Source organism: Exiguobacterium sp. s140 (assembly GCF_018617035.1).
GTDB classification, from domain to species: domain Bacteria; phylum Bacillota; class Bacilli; order Exiguobacteriales; family Exiguobacteriaceae; genus Exiguobacterium; species Exiguobacterium profundum.
In genome coordinates this window covers 1,387,342-1,405,701 of record NZ_JACSJK010000001.1, presented here as the reverse complement: position 1 = coordinate 1,405,701, position 18,360 = coordinate 1,387,342, and the positions used below count along the sequence as shown (strand labels likewise).

Here is an 18,360-nt window from a genome sequence, read left to right as displayed (position 1 = left end):
GTCTGCGGAGGAGTTGTTTTAGTTATTGATGTATTTCTCGTAAACCGTACCGAAGTCTTTACGGTTCCATTCATGATAGTGGCGTTGTAGCCAATCGAACGATTGCTCGTTCAATTCCTTGAACGTGTTCGGCACGTTCATGTCACCTTCACGAAGTCCGCTCAAGATCGAGACGGAGTGAGTCAGTGATGTGTTCGCATACTCCATCATGCGACGGCCTTCCCGCTGAATCTCTTCAATCGCGAGGAGTGCCTTGTACAAATCTTTCACGTGCTCGATTTGTTTCTTGTTGATATCGATTGAGTATGGCTTGTCGCCGATTGTGAATTTGACTTCGACATCGAGGTCGACGGTGCCGGCCGTCTCGAACATGACGTGCTTAATCGGATAGTGTGCGTAAGGGTAACGATATAGCACTCGTTTCGAACTCATCGCACTCGTTCCATCAAGGTGAATCATACCTAAGTTTGTAAAGCAGTATTCATCCGATTTTGATTTGATCAAGAAATAGATCTTTTCGTTATCCTCATGGAGGACATAATCATCCGAGTCCGCCTTATCAAAATCGGACGGGTCGATCACCTCACCGATGTCGCTGAAGCCAGTCAAATCAGAAGCCAGTTTTTTGAACATGTCATTCACTCCTCAGTAATGGATTTTATGCATCTCTTTCGGGTCGGACCCGGTCCGCTCGTCACGATTGAGCGCATCGATGGCCGCCATCTCTTCTTTCGTCAACGTGAAGTCGAATACCTGTATGTTTTCTTTGATTCGACTCGGTGTGACCGATTTTGGAATGACGGCGACTCCGTTCTGTAAATGCCAACGCAAGATGACTTGAGCCGGTGACTTGCCGTGAGCGTTCGCAACCTTGACAATCGTCTCATCTTCGAGCGCTTCGCGTCCTTTCATGAGTGGACTCCACGCTTGAATTTGGATGTCATATCGCTTGCAGAATGCAATCAGTTCTTTCTGAGACAAATATGGATGGATCTCGACCTGGTTCACGGCCGGGACGATCGAGCAAGATTGAATGATTTGTTCCAAATGCTCGATCTCAAAGTTCGAGACGCCGATTGCTCGGACGCGTCCTTCTTCATACAGCTGTTCGAGTGCTTTGTACGTTTCGACGAATTTACCGAAACGAGGCATCGGCCAGTGGATGAGGAACAAGTCGACATACTCGAGTCCGAGCCGATTTAAGCTATCCTGAAACGCTTGGAGCGCCTCGTCGAATCCGTGGAACTCGTTCCAAAGCTTTGTCGTCACAAAGACGTCCTCTCGTGGGATGCCTGCTTCACGAAGCGCTTGTCCGACACTCTCTTCATTTTGATAAATCGCAGCCGTATCGATCAATCGATAGTCTGCATCGAGCGCAGCTTTGACCGTATCGACCGTCACTGCGCCATCTTCGACCTTATAGACACCGAGCCCGAGCATCGGCATCTTGACGTTATTATTCAACGTCGTCCATTCCATAAAAAATCCCTCCCTCTCGTCTATAACGTTACCGAAATTTTGGATGAAGGGAAAGTAAAAACTACAGACGGATGCTTTCCCCGTGCGCCTTGATCACAATTTGGTCACGGTCGAGTTTTGCGGCCGCGACGAGACGATGATACGGTTCCTCGACAGGCTCATAAGAAAGGACGAACGTATCCCAATGCATCGGGAAGAAACGCTTCGCTCCGCTCTCTTTGTACATCATCCAAGCCTGTTCCGGAGTACAGTGTGCTTCCTGGAACGAGTCCGGTTGATAGGCACCGATTGGGAAGAAGGCGAGGTCGATCGGTTCACGGTCAGCGAGTCCTTTGAAGGAGTCGGTATAGGCCGTGTCTCCTGCGAAGAGCATACGAATCCCTTTGTATTTGAGCAGGTATCCGTTGTACCCCATATGTTTGTCCCACGGGAAACGGTTGCCCCAATGCTTGACGGGAATGGCGCGGACATCGAGCCCGTTCGCAAGTGTCACTTTGTCATGTGGATGCAGTTCGAGCGTCTGCAGACTCGGGTATCGGCGCAACAGGCGGCTCGTCCCAGGAGCAGAGACGACAATCGTCTCGCGAGTGATGAGTCGCTTCAAACTTTTATGGTCAAAGTGGTCCATATGGGCATGGCTGAGTAGGATGACATCGACCGGGCCGACCTCCTCAATGGAGAGGGCCGGAGCGGTGTGACGTTTCATGCCGACTGTCAGCGGTCCGAGATGGACACCGATTCGTTTTGAGAAGACGGGGTCCGTTAAAATCTTGAGCCCATACCAATGAATGAGGACCGTCGAATGCCCGATCCACGTCGCCTGCACATGCGTCTCATCAATGGTTGTCAGTTCTGGACGTTCCGGCCATTTAAAGCGCGGACGGGGGAGCTGTCGTTTGAATCGTGTATAGAGAAACGTTCCGACGCTCGCCAAGACGGCACTCGGAACGAGAATGCGTCGACGCATCATGCATCACCTCACTGTTCGAATATACTGTCATCATATCGCGAGGACAGATGCACCGCATCCGCCTAAAGGAGTAGAAAAAATGGGAGATTGTGGGGTACACTCTTGCGGATCCGCTTTCAATTTGATAAGGTGGCAGTAACTTAGGAAAGAGAGGTACACCGTGCTATGAAAAATACACGTTCACTCCAACGATGAGACGAATCATCATTGTTCGCTTGAACAGTCACGGGTGAAGTGTGTCCATTTTTTCAAATACGGGAAGCGCTCGTTTTCCTCTTTGAACGGATTCCTTCACACCACCGCTTTGAAGCGGATGGTGTTTTTTGTTTCATCGCGTATCGGATTCATAAGCGAGGTGAAACAGATGTTAGCAGTAAAACAAGTCCGGTTTGACTATGACCGGAAACCATTATTTGACGCGGTCTCGTTCGAGGTCGCGGCTGGAGAGCGTGCCGTATTATTCGGATTGAACGGGAGTGGGAAGACGACGCTCTTCCGACTCATGACCGGGGAGTTGACCCCGCAAGCCGGGAAGATTGAATGTCTTGGCGAGGTCGGACTCGTCCGACAGACCATCGAATCGACAGACATGACCGTACTTGAGTGGACGATGCGCAGTGATCCAGAACGATATGCGCTCTATGAAGATGTTTCTTCTGGTGACGAGATGCGTGTCATGCGGTCCTATGAACGGGCGCTCGCACTCGATGTGTACAACTTGGAACAAGAGGCGACAAGAGCATTGACTCGACTTGGGCTGGAGGAGCACCTCTTCCGAAACATTAACGAGCTAAGTGGAGGCGAGAAGACGCGAGCTCAGCTCTCAACACTGACGATGAAGCGGGTGGACCTCGTCCTGCTCGACGAACCGACGAACCATCTGGATCTCGAGTCGATCGACTGGCTCACGAAGTGGTTGAATCAGTTTAAGGGGACGGTGCTCATCATCTCACACGACCGTCAACTGATGGATGATGTCGCAACGACCATTCTTGAACTGTCAGGCGGACTAGTCACTCGATATCAGGGAAACTATACGGCGTATAAACATCAAAAAGAAGAAGAACGCGTGCGTGACGAGCGAGCACATGCTCGATACGAGAACCGAAAGGCAGAACTTCTCGAGATGATTGCCCAATATAAAGGGTGGCACTTAAAGGCGAAAGCGACAGCGAGTGTCCGCAGTCCGGGAGCGCAAAAAGGAGCGGCCAATCTCGCCGTCAAAATGAAGGCAAGAGAACAGAAGTTAAGGCAGCTCGAAGACAATCGTCCACAAAAACCAAAAGAGGAGAAATCCATCTCCGTCCGTTTTGCGGCGGATGAGCTCGAAGCGAAAACGTGGCTGACGTGTGAGGATGTGACGTTTGGATACGACAAGCCGTTCTATGAACCGTTTTCCTTCTCGATGAATAAAGGAGAGCGGATCTCGATTACCGGACCGAACGGAAGCGGAAAGACGACGTTATTAAACGTGCTGATCGGTGAACGATTACCACACTCGGGCGTGATCAAGCGACATCCTCGTCTGAAGATCGGATATTTCTCTCAAACGCTCGAGCGTCTCCCGGAGACCGGAACGTTACTTGAGGCGTTACTCGCCAATAGTGAGATCGGAGAGACGGAGGCGCGGACGTTGCTCGCTCACTTCTTGTTCCGGCGAGATGAAGTGCACCGACCGATTACCGAGGCGAGCATGGGAGAAAAGTGTCGAATCGCGTTTCTCATCTTGTACTTCTCGGATGCCCATCTGTTGGCATTAGATGAACCGACGAACTATTTAGATGTGGCGACACGCGAACAAATCGAGGCGGCGTTGTCCGTCTATCCGGGTGGATTATTGTTGATTTCCCACGACCGCTACTTTCATCGTCTGACTTCGCGCACGATTGAATTAGGAGAGCACATTGTCATACGTGAGAACGATGAGCGCGATGAACCGGTCGATGTCGAACAAATGGTCAGAACGATGGACGAATTGACAAAAGATGAATTGAAATTTTTTGATGAAGCAGGAAACCTCCTACCATTTGACGAAACGAGTGAAATGAATCGAATCGAGTAGGAGTGAAGAACATGAATGGAGGAAGATTGTCGCGTGCGACGACGCGGAAGCGTAAACGCGTGTTCCGTATCACGACGGCATTGGCATTAATGCTCGCCTTGGTCGGGATCATCGCGTTCGCGGCACTGATTGACAAGAAACAGGACTCGGCTTTACCGGAATCGGATGAGATTGCCACGGAAATGGTCGACTCCGAGTCGGAACAACCGGCTGATGCTGATGCTGAGACGGAATCGGCAGATAAGATTTATATCGGGCAACCGTATACGAAAGTATACGCGGATGACCGGGTCACGGTCGTTTATGAAGCCGACTTGGGTGATCGATTTGAACGGTTGGAGACGGTAAGTGGATTTGTGAAAGTTCAGTTGAACGAGCGGTTGACCGGCTGGGTCACAGAAGAAAGTGTGACGACAGAGGCGACAGCTTTATCGGATGACGAGGTGATTGCCGCTTGGCAACAAGTCGTCCCAAACGCTTCGGAGTCCGTCCTTGACTGGATTGGGAAAGATCTCGAAACTGTCCGTGCGGAGCTTGGCAGTCCTTCTGCCGTTCAACGTGACCAAGTGAACGAGTATCATTTCTATGATGGATTCTTCCTCATGGTCCGGGACCAAAAAGTACGGGCCGTTGATTGGGACAAACAAGCAACCGCGACGCCAGACTTACAACCGACTCGCGAACAAGCGACCGGAATTTGGTTCGAGGGCGAGACGCTCCAATTGAAACTGTTCCCTTATAACGGCGTCATGCGTGTCCGTCTGGAGCAAAAATGAGACAAAGCGGGAGAATTCATTCTCCCGTTTTTTTATTGTTTTTCATTCAAATGAACGTTTGAATGTTTGGTTAAAATGGAATAAGATAAACAGTAGAAGGAGGAATCAGTTATGGGACATCATCATGATCACGACCACCATCACCATCATTCGACGAATCAGCGGGCGCTCTTACTCGCCTTTCTCTTGATTGCGGCGTTCATGGTCGTCGAAGTGATCGGCGGACTATGGACGAACAGTTTGGCGCTATTATCGGATGCGGGGCATATGCTAGGAGATGCGGCGGCGTTAGGACTCAGTTTCCTCGCTGTTCGATTTGGGGCGAAAGCGGCGACACCGAACCGGACGTTCGGGTATCGACGTTTCGAGATTTTAGCGGCATTCATTAACGGGCTGACACTGCTCGTCATCTCGATCTATATCCTTGTCGAGGCATACCAACGAATCAGCGCGCCACCAGAAATTCTAAGTAGTGGTATGCTTGTCGTCGCCATTATCGGGCTGCTCGTCAACATCCTTGCCGCCTGGATTTTAATGCGCGGGGAGAAAGACAATTTGAACGTGAAGAGTGCGTTGTTGCACGTATTCGGAGATTTGCTCGGCTCGGTCGGAGCCATCACGGCAGCAATCCTCATCATGTTGTTCGGATGGACGTGGGCGGACCCGGTCGCGAGCGCCTTTGTTGCGATTTTGATTTTAATCAGCGGTTATCGTGTGACGCGTGACGCGATTCATATCTTGATGGAAGGGTCGCCGGAACAGATTGACGTCCGGGCGATGCAAGAAGAGATTGCTAAAGTTGAAGGGGTGAAAGAAGTGCACGACTTGCATGTCTGGTCCATCTCGTCGAGCGAGCATGCAGCGACGTGTCACGTGTTGATTGGAGAAGAGACGGATGATCAAGACGTCTTGAGACAAGTGACGGAACGAATCCGGAAATACGGGACGTTCGAACGTTCGACGGTCCAGATTGAACGGGAACGACAATGTTGTGAAGAACGAATCATCTGGTAGTGAAGAGTAAGGGAGTTCAGTTTGGACTGAACTCCCTTTTACTAAGGCTTCAATACTACTTTTACGCAGTCATCTAAATGCTCATTGAATAAGTGATAGGCATCAGCAGCATGTTCAAGAGATAAACGATGCGTGATAATGTCAGTAGGGTCAAATTTTTGATCTATGATCATTTGAAATAACTCAGGCATGTAATGAATAACAGGTGCTTGTCCTGTTTTCAAAGTAACATTTCGGGTGAAAAAATCTCCCATCGGAAACTGATTGTAATTCATTGGGTATACCCCGGTAAGTTGAACGACCCCAAATTTACGAACCGCTTCTTTTGCTACTTTGATTGCGCTTAGTGTACCGCCTTGGATCATAAGTTTTTGTTCTATCTTTTCAATTGAAGATTTTTTTCCATCAATACCCACACAGTCGATAACAACATCTGCCCCGCCATTAGTAATCTCATAGATATATTTTCCTGTCTCAGTTGGATCTTTTAAAAGAATTGTTTCTACTTTATTTGATAGTTTTGCCCGATTTAGTCGATAGAGTTCGGGATCTACAGCAATAACCCGTTTAGCCCCACGTACCCAAGCTAATTTTTGAGTCATTAACCCCACAGGACCTGATCCGAGAACCACTACCGTATCTCCAGCTTTCATGCCAGCATTATCTAAACTCCACCATGCTGTTGGAATAACATCAGATAAAAAGAGAAGTGCCTCATCTTCAAGCTCACATGATTCGGGGATGACAAGCGGCATGAAATTACCGTATGGAACCTTTAGAAACTCTGCTTGACCACCGGGATGATTTCCAAACTGTTCAGTATATCCATATAAACCACCAGCATCAGTGTGAGGGGCGTGGTTAGAGTTATCGCACTGACTCTCCATCTCATTTTCACAATAAAAGCAGTGACCACATGATACATTGAATGGAAGGACGACCCGATCACCCTTTTTCACTTTAGTTACATCAGGTCCAGTCTCTTCAACAATTCCCATAGGCTCATGTCCAATAATAAAACCAGGGCGAGTAGGCATATTCCCTTGATAGATATGAAGATCTGATCCACAAATAGCTGTCGATGTAATTTTTACAATGATTTCTTCCCGATTTTCGATTTCGGGATCTCTAACGTCCTTTACTTCAATCTTCTTAGTTCCTTGATAAGTTACTGCGCGCATATAATTCATTCCTCCTTTTTTAAAGACAAGTAAATGGCAACATAGCTTGTATACCCTTCTTTTAAAAAAGGTGAACTAAATATTGGAACTCGATGATGACTATCTTTGACCATTCACATCGATCACGACAATTTCTGGTGGATTGTAAATACGTGGAATGTTGAAGCTGTAATTGAATCCCCGTCCAATCACATGGGTGAACGTCTCATGCTCATAGAGTCCGCCTGCGTATTCAGGAAAGAATCCTTGGTCAGGTGCGAATAATCCGTTCATCAAATAAGGGATTCTCACTTGCCCGCCATGAGCATGTCCGGACAAGACGAGGTCGAATGGAAGTTTAGCATACGTATCGACTTGTTCGGCACGGTGCGAAAGAAGTACCTTGAACGTCTCATCGGGGGCGATGTCCTGCATCGCCGCAGTCGACTCCGCATCCCAATCCGTATAAATATTTTCTCTGAACCCACGAAGAGGATCTTCTAGCCCGCCGATGACGAGGTCGATTCCATTGATGGTGACCGTCTCCCATTCGTCTTCGAGAACGTTGACACCGTATGAGCGAAACACGTCTTTCACATTGTGACGGACATAGTCATCCGATCCATCGATTTCATGGTTGCCGGTCACGAAATACATCGGCGCAATTCCTTCAAGCCCTTCGATTAGTTCGAAGGCGGGTTCAGGTGAACGATACCGGTCGAGTAAATCGCCCGGTAAAGCGATGAGATCCGGTTTCTGTGCACGAACCTGGTCGATCAAAATCGACTGTTTATAACCGTATGAAGCGCTGTGTAAGTCGGAGAGGAGCACGATGCGGAGAGACTCGTCTGCTGACAGTTTATCGGACGTCACGTCATACGTCCGGACGGTCAACCCATTGTACGTCGCCGTGAACAACAAAATGCCGAGTGCAACAAAAAGAAGAGTTGATTTATGTTTCTTCATCAGTGCTCCCTCCTTCCTTAATCGTGTCTCTATCTTACTCTGATAGGCAGGGTTAAGCAAAAAAAATCCCGCTCAAGAGAGCGGGATGAATGTTATGCAGCTTTCGCTGTCAATTTGACGTCGACATTTCCGCGAGTCGCTTTTGAATAAGGGCACACTTGGTGTGCTTCTTCGACAAGGCGCTCTGCTGTCGCTTGGTCGACACCTTTGATTTCGACTTCAAGTTCAACTGAAATGAAGAACCCTTCATCGTTTTGATTTAATGTGACGTGACCTGTGACGCTTGAACCGTCTGTCTTCACACGTTCTTTTCCGATGATGAGGTTGAGGGCACTACCGAAGCAAGCCGCATAGCCAGCTGCGAAAAGTTGTTCTGGGTTTGTCGCACCGTCGACGTGTTTCGCGCCAGGCATCGAGACGTTCATGTCGATGACGCCGTCAGTTGATTTCACGTGACCTTCGCGGCCACCGATTGCTGTTGCTGATGCTGTGAATAGTGATTTCATGATTGAATTCCTCCATTTCATTTTTAACAATTAAGTTGTGCACAATTTAAATTATAGAGCAGTCAAAAAGTTTCGCAAGTGATATGCTTGGCTAAAGAAGAGTACGGAGGATTACGTATGGACCAATCGTTAAAGTTAGAACATCAAATCTGTTTTCAGTTGTATACCGCCTCAAAAGAGCTTACCCGGTTATATCGCCCAATTTTAGCACCGCTAAACCTGACGTATAGTCAATATCTCGTGATGCTTGTCTTATGGGAAGAGGATGGAATCGATTTGCGGCAACTCGGGTCGCGGTTGACGCTCGACTCTGGGACATTGTCGCCGCTCGTCAAGCGGCTCATCCAAATCGGCTATGTGGAGAAGAGTCGTGCGACCGACGACGAACGAAAAATCGTCGTTCGTTTGACCGAAAGCGGTAGCGCGTTGCGTGAGCAGGCGGCGAATGTGCCGTTACAAGTAAGTGGTATGCTGAATATAGACGAAGCGACGTATGTCGCATATATGGAGATGCTCACCGATATCAAGACGAGACTACACGATTTCGGGGAGCGTCAGCGCGAGCAGTAAGGAAGGAGGAGCCATGTTTCGAAAATTGATCATCCTCTTGATGGGGATTGGACTCTATATGGCTTGGCAATATGAGATGCCGAACGTCTCTGCCCCGACGAGCATTCAGGTGGAGTCTGAGGTGGCGACCGAACGAGCGACAGACGCGCCAAAGTTCGCAAGTCAGTATGCCGGGCATGACTGGTATTTGGTCGAACGTGGCGGTGACCGAGGACTTGAACTGATTGATGAGGACGGTGCGAAAAAAGGATTCTATCAGTTCGAGACAGGTAGCACGTATCGAGGTCTTGTACTGAATGAAACGACCCGTGATCAAGTCGAGGACATCGGCTTCGAGGCGGTGACTTCGTATAATAAGGGATTGAATCGATACTTGATTCCGGACGATCCATCGTTTTCCGTTTTCGCAATCGACGGACAGTATGTCACTTTCTTTTTTGACCAGCATGACGACGACCTCTTGAAAGGGATCTTATCGGTCGACCGCCGTGTCGAAGAGGCGAGTGAGGGCTACTATGGTGATTTGTCGAAAGAGGGAACAGTCGCCAATGAGCAGTTGATGCGCATCCTCATGAATTGGGACCGTGAAAAGTTTGAATTGAACGCTTTAGCCGACTATGAACCGCTCTATCCGGTCGTGCGGGCACATAGTCAAAACATGGCTGAAAGCGATTTCTTTAGCCATACAGACCCAGAAGGACAGGACCCGTTCGATCGAATGGACGAAGCGGGACTTTCATATTCGATGGCCGGCGAAAACTTGGCCATGGGACAGATGAGCGTGTTCCATGCGCATTGGGGACTCATGAACTCGAAAGGGCATCGTGAGAACATCATGCAGCCACGATTCACCCATGCTGCCGTCGGGCTTGCTTACAATGAAGAAGACAGTCCGTTCTACACAATCAATTTCATCACTCCACGTTAAAAGGATGACTCTTCGGAGCCATCCTTTTCGATATTAAATGAGTTTTTTCACCGCATCCTCAATCTCAGCCGGTGTTGTCTGTGGCGAGAAGCGTTCGATGACGTTTCCATCACGGTCGACTAAAAACTTCGTGAAGTTCCATTTGATCGCCTTCGACCCGAGAAGCCCGGGTGCTTCTTTTGAGAGATAGGTGAAGAGTGGGTGGGCATCCTTGCCGTTCACGTCGACTTTCGCGAACATCGGGAACGATACCCCGTAATTCAGTTGACAGAACTCCTGGATTTCTTCATTGGAACCCGGGTCTTGATGACCGAACTGGTTGCACGGGAAGCCTAAGACCTGTAGACCCTGTCCCTTATATGTGTTGTAAAGTGACTCGAGACCTTCGAGCTGTGGCGTGAACCCACATTTGCTCGCCGTGTTGACGATAAGTAAGACGTCGCCTTTATATGTAGCTAACGGTTGCAATTGTCCTTTCATGTCTACTGCTTCAAAATCATAAATCATGGTGATTCCCCCTTTTTCTGTAGTATACCAAGAGAAGGGGACAGACTCGAACTTGAACGCGTTGCGTGCAATCAAATTGTTATGAAATCATGATGTCGCTGTTACATCATTCCGAAGAAAGAATCCGTATAATGAAAAACGTTGTAGAAAGGAACGGTGTTATGCGATTTTTAAAAAATGAATTTATATGGATTGCGCTTATTTTAATCGGACTCTTTTTATCAAGTGCGACGCCTTACTCGGACCAGTCTATCGTTTCGCCACTCGAGCGATTCAATTGGAGCTGGATCGAACCGACGCTCGCGAACGTACAGTTCGACTACGCAGGAAAGGAAATCTCACTTGATACGTTAGGGACGGCAGGATTGATTGAGTTCTTTATGCGGAAGACGGCACATGTCGTCACGTTCTTCGTTCTCGGTGCCTTATTCGTGAAGGCCATCTCGAGAACGAATCTTCATGCGGGACTGAACGTACTCTTCGCTTGGGCACTCGCGAACACGGTGGCGATCTTTGATGAGTATCATCAGAGTTTGACTCCTGAACGGACCGCGCTGTTAGAAGATGTCCTTTTGGATAGTACGGGTGCTGCCGCAGGTGTCATCTTGTTCGGTGGGTTGTTATTCCTTCGTTCGAAACGGAAAAATAGCAAACGGGCCGGTTATGTAGCCTTAAGGTAGTCAAAAAAATGAATAGGTTACTATGTGAAAAGCGCTTTCTTGAAGTGCTTTTTTTCTTTTTAAAGCTATTTTGTGACAACAAACCAAACAAAATATCGTCTATACCCACGTTTTTTAAAGGATAAAACCTAAATTAGGTCAATGTCATACGAATGAAATATAAGTGTAAAATAAATTTTGGTTTAGATTGCTATAATGAGTCACAGAGCGAACGAAATGTCGCGACTTATCTTGTAAAAAATACTTTACGACTATAGATAAAAACTACACGGGAATCAGCGGAGGGAAGCACAGTGTATAACTTGAAAAAATTTGCAGCAACCGTCACTCTAGGCGCACTCTTGATCGGCGGAACGTCACCGACTTATGCAGCCTCACTTACAGAGAAGCAGAAGAAAGTACAAGAACAACGACAAAAGAATAGCAGTGAACAGTCGAAAGCAAACTCTTCGATTCAATCACGTGAGCAAGCCATCAGCAAAGAGCAGCAAGAGATCAACAAGTTAGATGCTGAACTCCAAGACGTCATCAACGATGTCGCTCAGAAAAAAGCTGAGATTCGTGCCACTGAAGAAAAAATTAAAAAGCTTCAAGCACAAATTAAAAAGTACGAAGCGAAAATGAAAGCCCAAGAAGATCTTATGAAAGATCGTATGGCGACGATGCAAAAGAATGGTGGCTCGTCAGTCAACTGGGCTGAGTTCATCTTCGGTTCTAAAGACTTCGGTGATTTGATCACACGTATGATCACAGCTGGTACGATTCAAGAGAACGACCAACAGATCTTCGAAGAATACGAAGCAACGAAAGAAAAACTCGCGAAAGCGCAAGCTGATTTGAAAGCGGAGCGCGACTCACTCGTGAAGCAAAAAGAAGAACTTGAAAAACGTCAGAAAGAGCTCGATCAAAAAATGAAAGAGCGTGCTGCGAAAATCAAGAAACTCGAAGCTGAAAAAGTGAAGTTCGAATCAAAACTCATGAGCCTTCAAGAGATGGAAGATACGCTCAAAGCTCAAGAACAAGCGATTCAAGCAGAAATCGAAGCGCAACGTCGTGCTGAAGAAGAAGCACGTCGTGCAGCGGCAGCAACTGCTGCGGCGAAAAAACAACAAGGTTCAAGCTCGAATAGCGGTTCAAGTGCTTCAACAGCACCGGTAGCGTCTGCACCAGCAAGCGGTGGCATGTTCCAACGTCCAGCAAGCGGTCGCCTCACACAAGGATGGGGTCCAGCAAGCGGAGCGAACGGCTACTCGTTCCACAACGCTCTTGATATCGCAGGTCCAGTCGGTACACCGATCTATGCAGCACAAACAGGTACGGTCCTCCGTGCAGGTTGGGGTGGCGCATACGGAAACCATGTTATGATTGCACACGTGATCAACGGGCAAGTATGGACGACAGTATACGCTCACATGAGCTCGGTATCCGTTTCTGCGGGTCAACGCGTGTCACAAGGACAAAACCTTGGCGGCATGGGTAGCACAGGGAACTCGACAGGTTCACACCTTCACTTCGAGATTCACCGTGGCGGCTATTCGTACTCTTCATCGAGCGCGGGAAGCACAGTTAACCCAGCATCATTCTTCTAAACACAAAGACAGTGATCGACGAACGCGTCGATCACTTTTTTGTTGCCCTATAGACGATGAACGTCAAAAGGGAGGCACCGATGACACTGAGCCATAGCGTTTCGAAGTTTGGGTCATCGAGCATGCTCCGGCCTCCAAGGAACACCATATAGCCGAGTATCGCGAGCGTGACAAGTGTCAAAGCGGTCAATCGGATCTGTCGGGGGATACGGAGCCACCAACCGAATAATCTGTTCATGAAAAATCGCCTCCTCTATTAGTATAGGGGAGGCGATGTGTTTCATCTAGCGAGTCGGACCCAAGCAGAGTCCATGATTTGTCGGTAACCGACTTCCCGATAGATTTTGTTCGATGTCGGGTTCGTCAAGTCGGTATAGAGGACACAGAACGATTTCGTCTCAAGTAATTGGCGGCTAAGGTCTGCAACGAGACTTCGCGCGTAACCTCTACCACGTGCATCAGGTGATGTGTAGACAAATGAAACGGTGATCCCGTTCTCAGTTGGACGTGCGCGTTTCGCACACGAGACGACCTGTCCGTCGACTTCCCAAAAGACAGCCTCTTCCCTGTCGAGCATCGTCTGTACAGCCTTCGTCACCTTCTCTGGTGGAGATGATCGGAGACCTGATTCGGCTTCGAAGGCACTATACCAAGCTTCGAGCTGTGCCTGGTCGGCCTTCGTCGCTTCTCGCATGTGGCCTTTTGCCATGTCGATGTCTTCCACGCTGTCGAGGCGATAAAGACCTTGGGACATGAACATCTCACTCGACCCAGACGTCAACTCCTGCCATACTTTCCCGAAACGTTCCGCTTGCTGTCGTTCCGAGACGACTTCCGCGAAGGGGACTGCTTCTTTCAAAAGGTGGGGGATGATGAAAGACGGGAGAAGGTCCGAGCGCTCCGTCTTCACGACGATATAGTGAAGTGGATGCGGTGGTGTCACTTGGAGGATGGCGAGAAGCTCCCCATCCTCTTCGACTGTGAACTGATGAAACGTTTCATAGATTCCTTGTTTGACGTTATTCAAGACGCCAATCATGAGGCTATTCTTTGCCTCCTCGTCGAGTAATGCCGTCATGACGCGGTCTGAGAAGTGATTAGAGTCTTTCCATTCAATCCATTCCATATGGTTCTCTCCTTTATTATATGTAGACAAAAACGGACAAACCTGATGGCTTGCCCGTTTATGAGTCGTTCATTATGCGATATCTTCTTGTTTCGACGACGTGTTGTCGAGAAGTTTTGTGTTGTGTTTGAAGTAATGAATGATTTTCGCGATGGCACCGTCACCCGTGACGTTTGTTGCTGTCCCGAAGCTATCTTGTGCCAAGTAGAGTGCGATGACCAAACTTTGCATCGTCGCGTCGAATCCGAGGATCGAGCCGAACAATCCGAGCGATGCCATGACGGCCCCGCCTGGTACACCTGGTGCTGCAATCATCGTCACACCGAGTGCGAGGATGAATGGAAGCATGATTGCGTAGGATAACGCCATGCCATTCAAGTACATGAGCGCGACACCGACCGATGTGAGTGTGATCGTCGACCCTGACAAGTGGATCGTTGCCGAGAGCGGGATGACGAAGTTCGCGACACCTTCGTCCGTGTTGTTCAACTTCGCTTGGCGAAGCGTGACTGGAATCGTCGCGGCCGATGATTGCGTCCCGATGGCTGTGAAGTAAGCCGGCATCATCGTCTTGAGCAACTTGAACGGATTCTCTTTGTTAAGACCACCTGCGATTGAATATTGAATCATGAGCATCGTCAAATGAAGGACGATGATTGTGACGAAGACGAGCGAGAAGACCGATAGGATCTCAGCGACTTGACCAGCGTACGTCATGTTCATGAAAATTCCGGCGATGTGGATTGGAAGTAATGGAATAATGACTTTACTGATTAAGAGTTCGATGATATCGCGGAAATCCATGGCGAGGTCGAGTGACCGTTTGCTTTCGATCGCGGCAATCCCGATTCCGATGACGAAAGCTAAGATAAGTGCGGTCATAACACCGAATACAGGTGGAATCTCAAATTCCATGAACCCTTTCAACAAGGCTTCTTCTGGATTTTCTGCTCCTGTCGTCGACCGTGTCAAAATTTGCGGGAACAAGTTGCTTGTTGCAAAGTATGCTAATGTTCCGGCGATGATGGTTGATGCGTAAGCGATGAGTGCTGTGAGTCCGACCAGCTTTCCTGCTCCTTTTCCAAGTTCCCCGATACCCGGGATGATAAAAGCAAGAATAATTAATGGAATAGCGAAGCCTAAGAACTGCCCGAAGACCGTGTTGAACGTCACGAACGTCCGAACAATCCAGTTCTGACTTTCTGGTACGATGCTCCCGAGTAAAATACCGAAAGCGATCGCGATGATGATGCGACCTAAGAGGCCAATACGTAATTTCAAATCAATCACCCTTTCTGTTTGTTTGAATAGTTGATATTTTCGCACATTTTACGGAATGTTGCCACCTTCTCTTACAATTTTTCTAAAGAAAGACGTTTGACAACTGTTTAGAAGGGTATTAGAAAATGTTGTACATATCAAGGGAAGGGGCTTCTCCTTTTCCTAATATAAAAACGATGTTATGATTAATTCTGACAGACGTAAAGGAGGGGTGCGCGTGCAGTTACAACGAACAACGATTCACATTGCGGGTCAAGACTATACGATCGTAAGCGAAGAACCCGCTGACCACGTGAGGGAAGTAGGCTTTTTGGTCGACAGTAAGATCCGCGAAATTCGTGAACAATCCCCTCATCTAGATGCTCGTCAGGCAGCGGTCTTGGCTGCGATTCAAATCGCGAGCGACCACGTCAAAACTAAACGAAATATGGGAGAATAAATCAATCCATGGTTACGCTACTTATACTGTTTTTCTTGTTTATCGGAATCGTCAACGGCTTCCGTCGTGGCGCGATTCTACAGCTCGGCCATTGGGTCGCGCTCATCATCAGTTTTCTCGTCGCCAATACGTACTATAAAGAGTTAGCCGAAGCGTTCAAGCTGTGGATCCCGTATCCGTCTCAGCTCGACGGAACGCTCCCGGGTGGCGTGTTGGACCTCAATTCCCTTTCAGGGATTGAGATGACATTTTATAACGTCTTTTGGTTCGTCGTCTTGTTCCTCATTACGAAACTCGTCTTGCATCTCATCTTGGCGATGCTCGACTTCTTGACGGACTTGCCAATTTTGCGCCAATTAAAAGGTGTGATCGGAGCTGTCCTAGGATTCTTCGAGGCATATGTCATCACATTCTTCATCCTTTGGGTGATCGCGTTCGTGCCGATGGCGAGCGTTCAAAACGCCGTCGACAAATCGTCGCTAGCGACATATATCATTCAAGACACGCCATATCTATCGGATTGGTTTTCAAATAAGATGTTGTGACACGACAGGCCGGAATGCAAGCTAGTGCTTGTGTCTCGGTCTTTTCTGTGTGAAGAGGGGGAAGCATATGAATAAAGTAGAAGCGATGATGTTGCTCGAAAAAATCGCGCAATATATGGAGATCAAAGGGGAGAACCCGTTTAAAATCAATGCGTTCCGCAAGGCGGCGACAGCGCTAGAGAACACGGACCTTGAACTCGAGGACATCGACGACTTGACGTCCATCTCAGGAATCGGGAAAGGGACGGCTGCAGTCCTTGAAGAGTATCGAGACACAGGACGCAGTGAAGTACTTGAAGCACTGCAAGAAGAGATTCCGTTCGGTTTGATGAAGCTCTTGAAAATTCAAGGGCTCGGCGGGAAGAAACTTGCTAAACTCCGTGAAATCGGTGTCGTCGACTTGGAGTCGCTCATCCGTGTACTCGAAGATGGGACGGCTGCATCATTACCCGGTTTCGGGGCGAAGAGTGTGGAGAAATTACTCGCAGCCGCGAAGAACCTCGAATCACGTCCAGAACGATTGGCTTATGCAGTCATGCGACCAATCGTTGAAGAAATCAATGAGGTGTTAGAGAAGGAGACGCTCGTCTTGCGTCATTCGGTCGGAGGAAGCTTCCGCCGTGCCGAAGAGACGTGTAAAGACCTTGACTTCATCATCGCGACCGAGGAGCCGATTGAGCTACGTGAGAAGCTGCTCGCTTTGCCGTTCATCAACGAAGTGATTGCGGCAGGCGAGACGAAAGTCTCGCTCGTCCTCGAACGTGAAGAGATGGTATCGGTCGATTTCCGTATGGTTGAGCCAGGCGCGTTCGCTGCGACGCTTCACCATTTCACGGGTTCGAAAGACCACAACGTCCGCATGCGTCAACTCGCGAAAGCAAAAGGAGAGTCCATTTCCGAATATGGGGTCGAGACAGCAGACGGATTGTGGCAACCAAAAACAGAAGAAGAATTGTTCGAACGGTACGGTCTCCCATTCATCCCGCCTGAACTTCGGGAGGGGCATGCTGAGTTCGAGCACGACTTATCGAAGCTCGTCACGCTCGAGGACATCAAGGCTGACGCGCACATGCACACGGTCTGGTCGGACGGGAAGTTGACCGTCGACGAAATTGTCGTGGCGATGAAAGATCGCGGCTATGAATGGATGGCCATCACCGACCACGGGAAGTATTTGACGTTCGTCAATGGCTTGACCGAGGAACGGCTCGAAGCACAAGGGGAAGAAATCCGCGAGGCCGCGAAGACACATGATATGAACGTGTTACGAGGCGTTGAGATGGACATCCGTCCTGACGGGACGCTCGACTATGAACCCGAGTTTCTAGAGACGCTCGATTACGTCGTCGCCTCCATCCATTCGAAGATGGACCAATCGGTCGACGAGATCATGGCTCGTCTCGAGAACGCCTGTCGTTCTCCGTACGTCAACGTGATCGCCCATCCGACGGGTCGACTTATCGGTCGTCGGGACGGCTATCCAATCGACGAGGACAAGTTGATCACGCTCGCGAAAGAAACAGGGACGGCGCTCGAGTTGAACGCCAACCCGAACCGCCTCGACCTGACAGCTTCCACGCTCAAGAAGGCGAAGGCAGCGGGCGTCAAAGTGATGATCAACACGGACACGCACCACCCAGATATGATGGAAGACATGGCCCTCGGTGTGTTGCACGCACGGAAAGCCTATCTCGAACCATCAGATATTATCAACTGCTTCACGTTTGAAGACGCAAAGGCGTTCTTTGCGGCGAAGCGATAG

20 protein-coding genes are annotated in these 18,360 nt (G+C 48.8%); 10 read left to right on the top strand and 10 right to left on the bottom strand.

Translation table 11 applies throughout. The features are described 5' to 3' along the window. Window positions 1-18: 18 nt before the first annotated feature. The 3 genes from KNO61_RS07275 to KNO61_RS07265 form a co-directional block, all read right to left on the bottom strand. Window positions 19-633, bottom strand: a complete 615-nt coding sequence (locus KNO61_RS07275) for a PH domain-containing protein (RefSeq protein ID WP_015881030.1) — start codon at window positions 631-633, stop codon at window positions 19-21. Window positions 634-645: 12 nt separating this feature from the next. Beyond that, on the bottom strand, window positions 646-1,479 hold the full coding sequence (locus KNO61_RS07270) for an aldo/keto reductase (RefSeq protein ID WP_214731772.1): 834 nt from the start codon (window positions 1,477-1,479) through the stop codon (window positions 646-648). A 61-nt stretch (window positions 1,480-1,540) separates the two neighbouring features. Then, window positions 1,541-2,446: an MBL fold metallo-hydrolase gene (locus KNO61_RS07265; protein WP_240499792.1), complete on the bottom strand. Its 906-nt coding sequence runs from the start codon at window positions 2,444-2,446 to the stop codon at window positions 1,541-1,543. Between the two features lie 367 nt (window positions 2,447-2,813). Between KNO61_RS07265 and abc-f the strand changes: the two genes are divergently transcribed. The 3 genes from abc-f to KNO61_RS07250 all read left to right on the top strand — a co-directional run bounded on the left by abc-f (window position 2,814) and on the right by KNO61_RS07250 (window position 6,301). Further along, on the top strand, window positions 2,814-4,511 hold the full coding sequence (gene abc-f / locus KNO61_RS07260) for a ribosomal protection-like ABC-F family protein (protein WP_214731770.1): 1,698 nt from the start codon (window positions 2,814-2,816) through the stop codon (window positions 4,509-4,511). An 11-nt stretch (window positions 4,512-4,522) separates the two neighbouring features. Beyond that, complete coding sequence (locus tag KNO61_RS07255) at window positions 4,523-5,287, top strand: hypothetical protein (protein ID WP_214757279.1); 765 nt, start codon at window positions 4,523-4,525, stop codon at window positions 5,285-5,287. 111 nt (window positions 5,288-5,398) lie between these two features. Continuing rightward, the gene (locus tag KNO61_RS07250) at window positions 5,399-6,301 is read left to right on the top strand and encodes a cation diffusion facilitator family transporter (RefSeq protein ID WP_214757277.1); all 903 of its coding nucleotides are present in this window, start codon (window positions 5,399-5,401) and stop codon (window positions 6,299-6,301) included. 41 nt (window positions 6,302-6,342) lie between these two features. Here the strand turns inward: KNO61_RS07250 and KNO61_RS07245 are convergent, their stop codons facing one another. The 3 genes from KNO61_RS07245 to KNO61_RS07235 all read right to left on the bottom strand — a co-directional run bounded on the left by KNO61_RS07245 (window position 6,343) and on the right by KNO61_RS07235 (window position 8,933). Beyond that, window positions 6,343-7,482, bottom strand: coding sequence for a zinc-dependent alcohol dehydrogenase (locus tag KNO61_RS07245; protein ID WP_214872861.1), 1,140 nt, complete (start codon window positions 7,480-7,482; stop codon window positions 6,343-6,345). Between the two features lie 99 nt (window positions 7,483-7,581). Further along, a complete protein-coding gene (locus KNO61_RS07240; protein ID WP_214811660.1) occupies window positions 7,582-8,427 on the bottom strand; it encodes a metallophosphoesterase in 846 nt (281 codons plus the stop codon). A gap of 92 nt (window positions 8,428-8,519) precedes the next feature. Next, on the bottom strand, window positions 8,520-8,933 hold the full coding sequence (locus KNO61_RS07235) for an organic hydroperoxide resistance protein (RefSeq protein WP_015881037.1): 414 nt from the start codon (window positions 8,931-8,933) through the stop codon (window positions 8,520-8,522). Window positions 8,934-9,050: 117 nt separating this feature from the next. Here KNO61_RS07235 and KNO61_RS07230 point away from each other — a divergent pair, with 117 nt between their 5' ends. Both KNO61_RS07230 and KNO61_RS07225 read left to right on the top strand, forming a co-directional pair. Next, window positions 9,051-9,503, top strand: coding sequence for a MarR family winged helix-turn-helix transcriptional regulator (locus KNO61_RS07230; protein WP_078146488.1), 453 nt, complete (start codon window positions 9,051-9,053; stop codon window positions 9,501-9,503). A 13-nt stretch (window positions 9,504-9,516) separates the two neighbouring features. Beyond that, window positions 9,517-10,431, top strand: coding sequence for a CAP domain-containing protein (locus tag KNO61_RS07225; RefSeq protein WP_214684826.1), 915 nt, complete (start codon window positions 9,517-9,519; stop codon window positions 10,429-10,431). Between the two features lie 33 nt (window positions 10,432-10,464). Here KNO61_RS07225 and KNO61_RS07220 read toward each other — a convergent pair whose 3' ends face one another. Beyond that, complete coding sequence (locus KNO61_RS07220) at window positions 10,465-10,938, bottom strand: glutathione peroxidase (protein ID WP_078146490.1); 474 nt, start codon at window positions 10,936-10,938, stop codon at window positions 10,465-10,467. 161 nt (window positions 10,939-11,099) lie between these two features. Between KNO61_RS07220 and KNO61_RS07215 the strand changes: the two genes are divergently transcribed. Together KNO61_RS07215 and KNO61_RS07210 are read left to right on the top strand one after the other, a co-directional pair. Further along, on the top strand, window positions 11,100-11,618 hold the full coding sequence (locus KNO61_RS07215; RefSeq protein ID WP_214684825.1) for a VanZ family protein: 519 nt from the start codon (window positions 11,100-11,102) through the stop codon (window positions 11,616-11,618). 293 nt (window positions 11,619-11,911) lie between these two features. After that, window positions 11,912-13,207: a murein hydrolase activator EnvC family protein gene (locus KNO61_RS07210; RefSeq protein ID WP_214757272.1), complete on the top strand. Its 1,296-nt coding sequence runs from the start codon at window positions 11,912-11,914 to the stop codon at window positions 13,205-13,207. A gap of 31 nt (window positions 13,208-13,238) precedes the next feature. Here the strand turns inward: KNO61_RS07210 and KNO61_RS07205 are convergent, their stop codons facing one another. The 3 genes from KNO61_RS07205 to KNO61_RS07195 all read right to left on the bottom strand — a co-directional run bounded on the left by KNO61_RS07205 (window position 13,239) and on the right by KNO61_RS07195 (window position 15,614). Further along, on the bottom strand, window positions 13,239-13,445 hold the full coding sequence (locus KNO61_RS07205) for a hypothetical protein (protein WP_214684821.1): 207 nt from the start codon (window positions 13,443-13,445) through the stop codon (window positions 13,239-13,241). Window positions 13,446-13,487: 42 nt separating this feature from the next. Then, window positions 13,488-14,333, bottom strand: a complete 846-nt coding sequence (locus KNO61_RS07200; RefSeq protein WP_214872860.1) for a GNAT family N-acetyltransferase — start codon at window positions 14,331-14,333, stop codon at window positions 13,488-13,490. A 72-nt stretch (window positions 14,334-14,405) separates the two neighbouring features. Further along, on the bottom strand, window positions 14,406-15,614 hold the full coding sequence (locus tag KNO61_RS07195; RefSeq protein ID WP_031421317.1) for a dicarboxylate/amino acid:cation symporter: 1,209 nt from the start codon (window positions 15,612-15,614) through the stop codon (window positions 14,406-14,408). Between the two features lie 217 nt (window positions 15,615-15,831). On the opposite strand from KNO61_RS07195, the gene zapA reads away from it, so the two are divergent. From zapA to polX, 3 genes are all read left to right on the top strand, one after another. Then, on the top strand, window positions 15,832-16,053 hold the full coding sequence (zapA, locus tag KNO61_RS07190) for a cell division protein ZapA (protein ID WP_015881047.1): 222 nt from the start codon (window positions 15,832-15,834) through the stop codon (window positions 16,051-16,053). An 8-nt stretch (window positions 16,054-16,061) separates the two neighbouring features. Beyond that, window positions 16,062-16,598, top strand: a complete 537-nt coding sequence (locus KNO61_RS07185; RefSeq protein WP_031421319.1) for a CvpA family protein — start codon at window positions 16,062-16,064, stop codon at window positions 16,596-16,598. Between the two features lie 67 nt (window positions 16,599-16,665). Continuing rightward, window positions 16,666-18,360, top strand: coding sequence for a DNA polymerase/3'-5' exonuclease PolX (gene polX / locus KNO61_RS07180; RefSeq protein WP_214872859.1), 1,695 nt, complete (start codon window positions 16,666-16,668; stop codon window positions 18,358-18,360).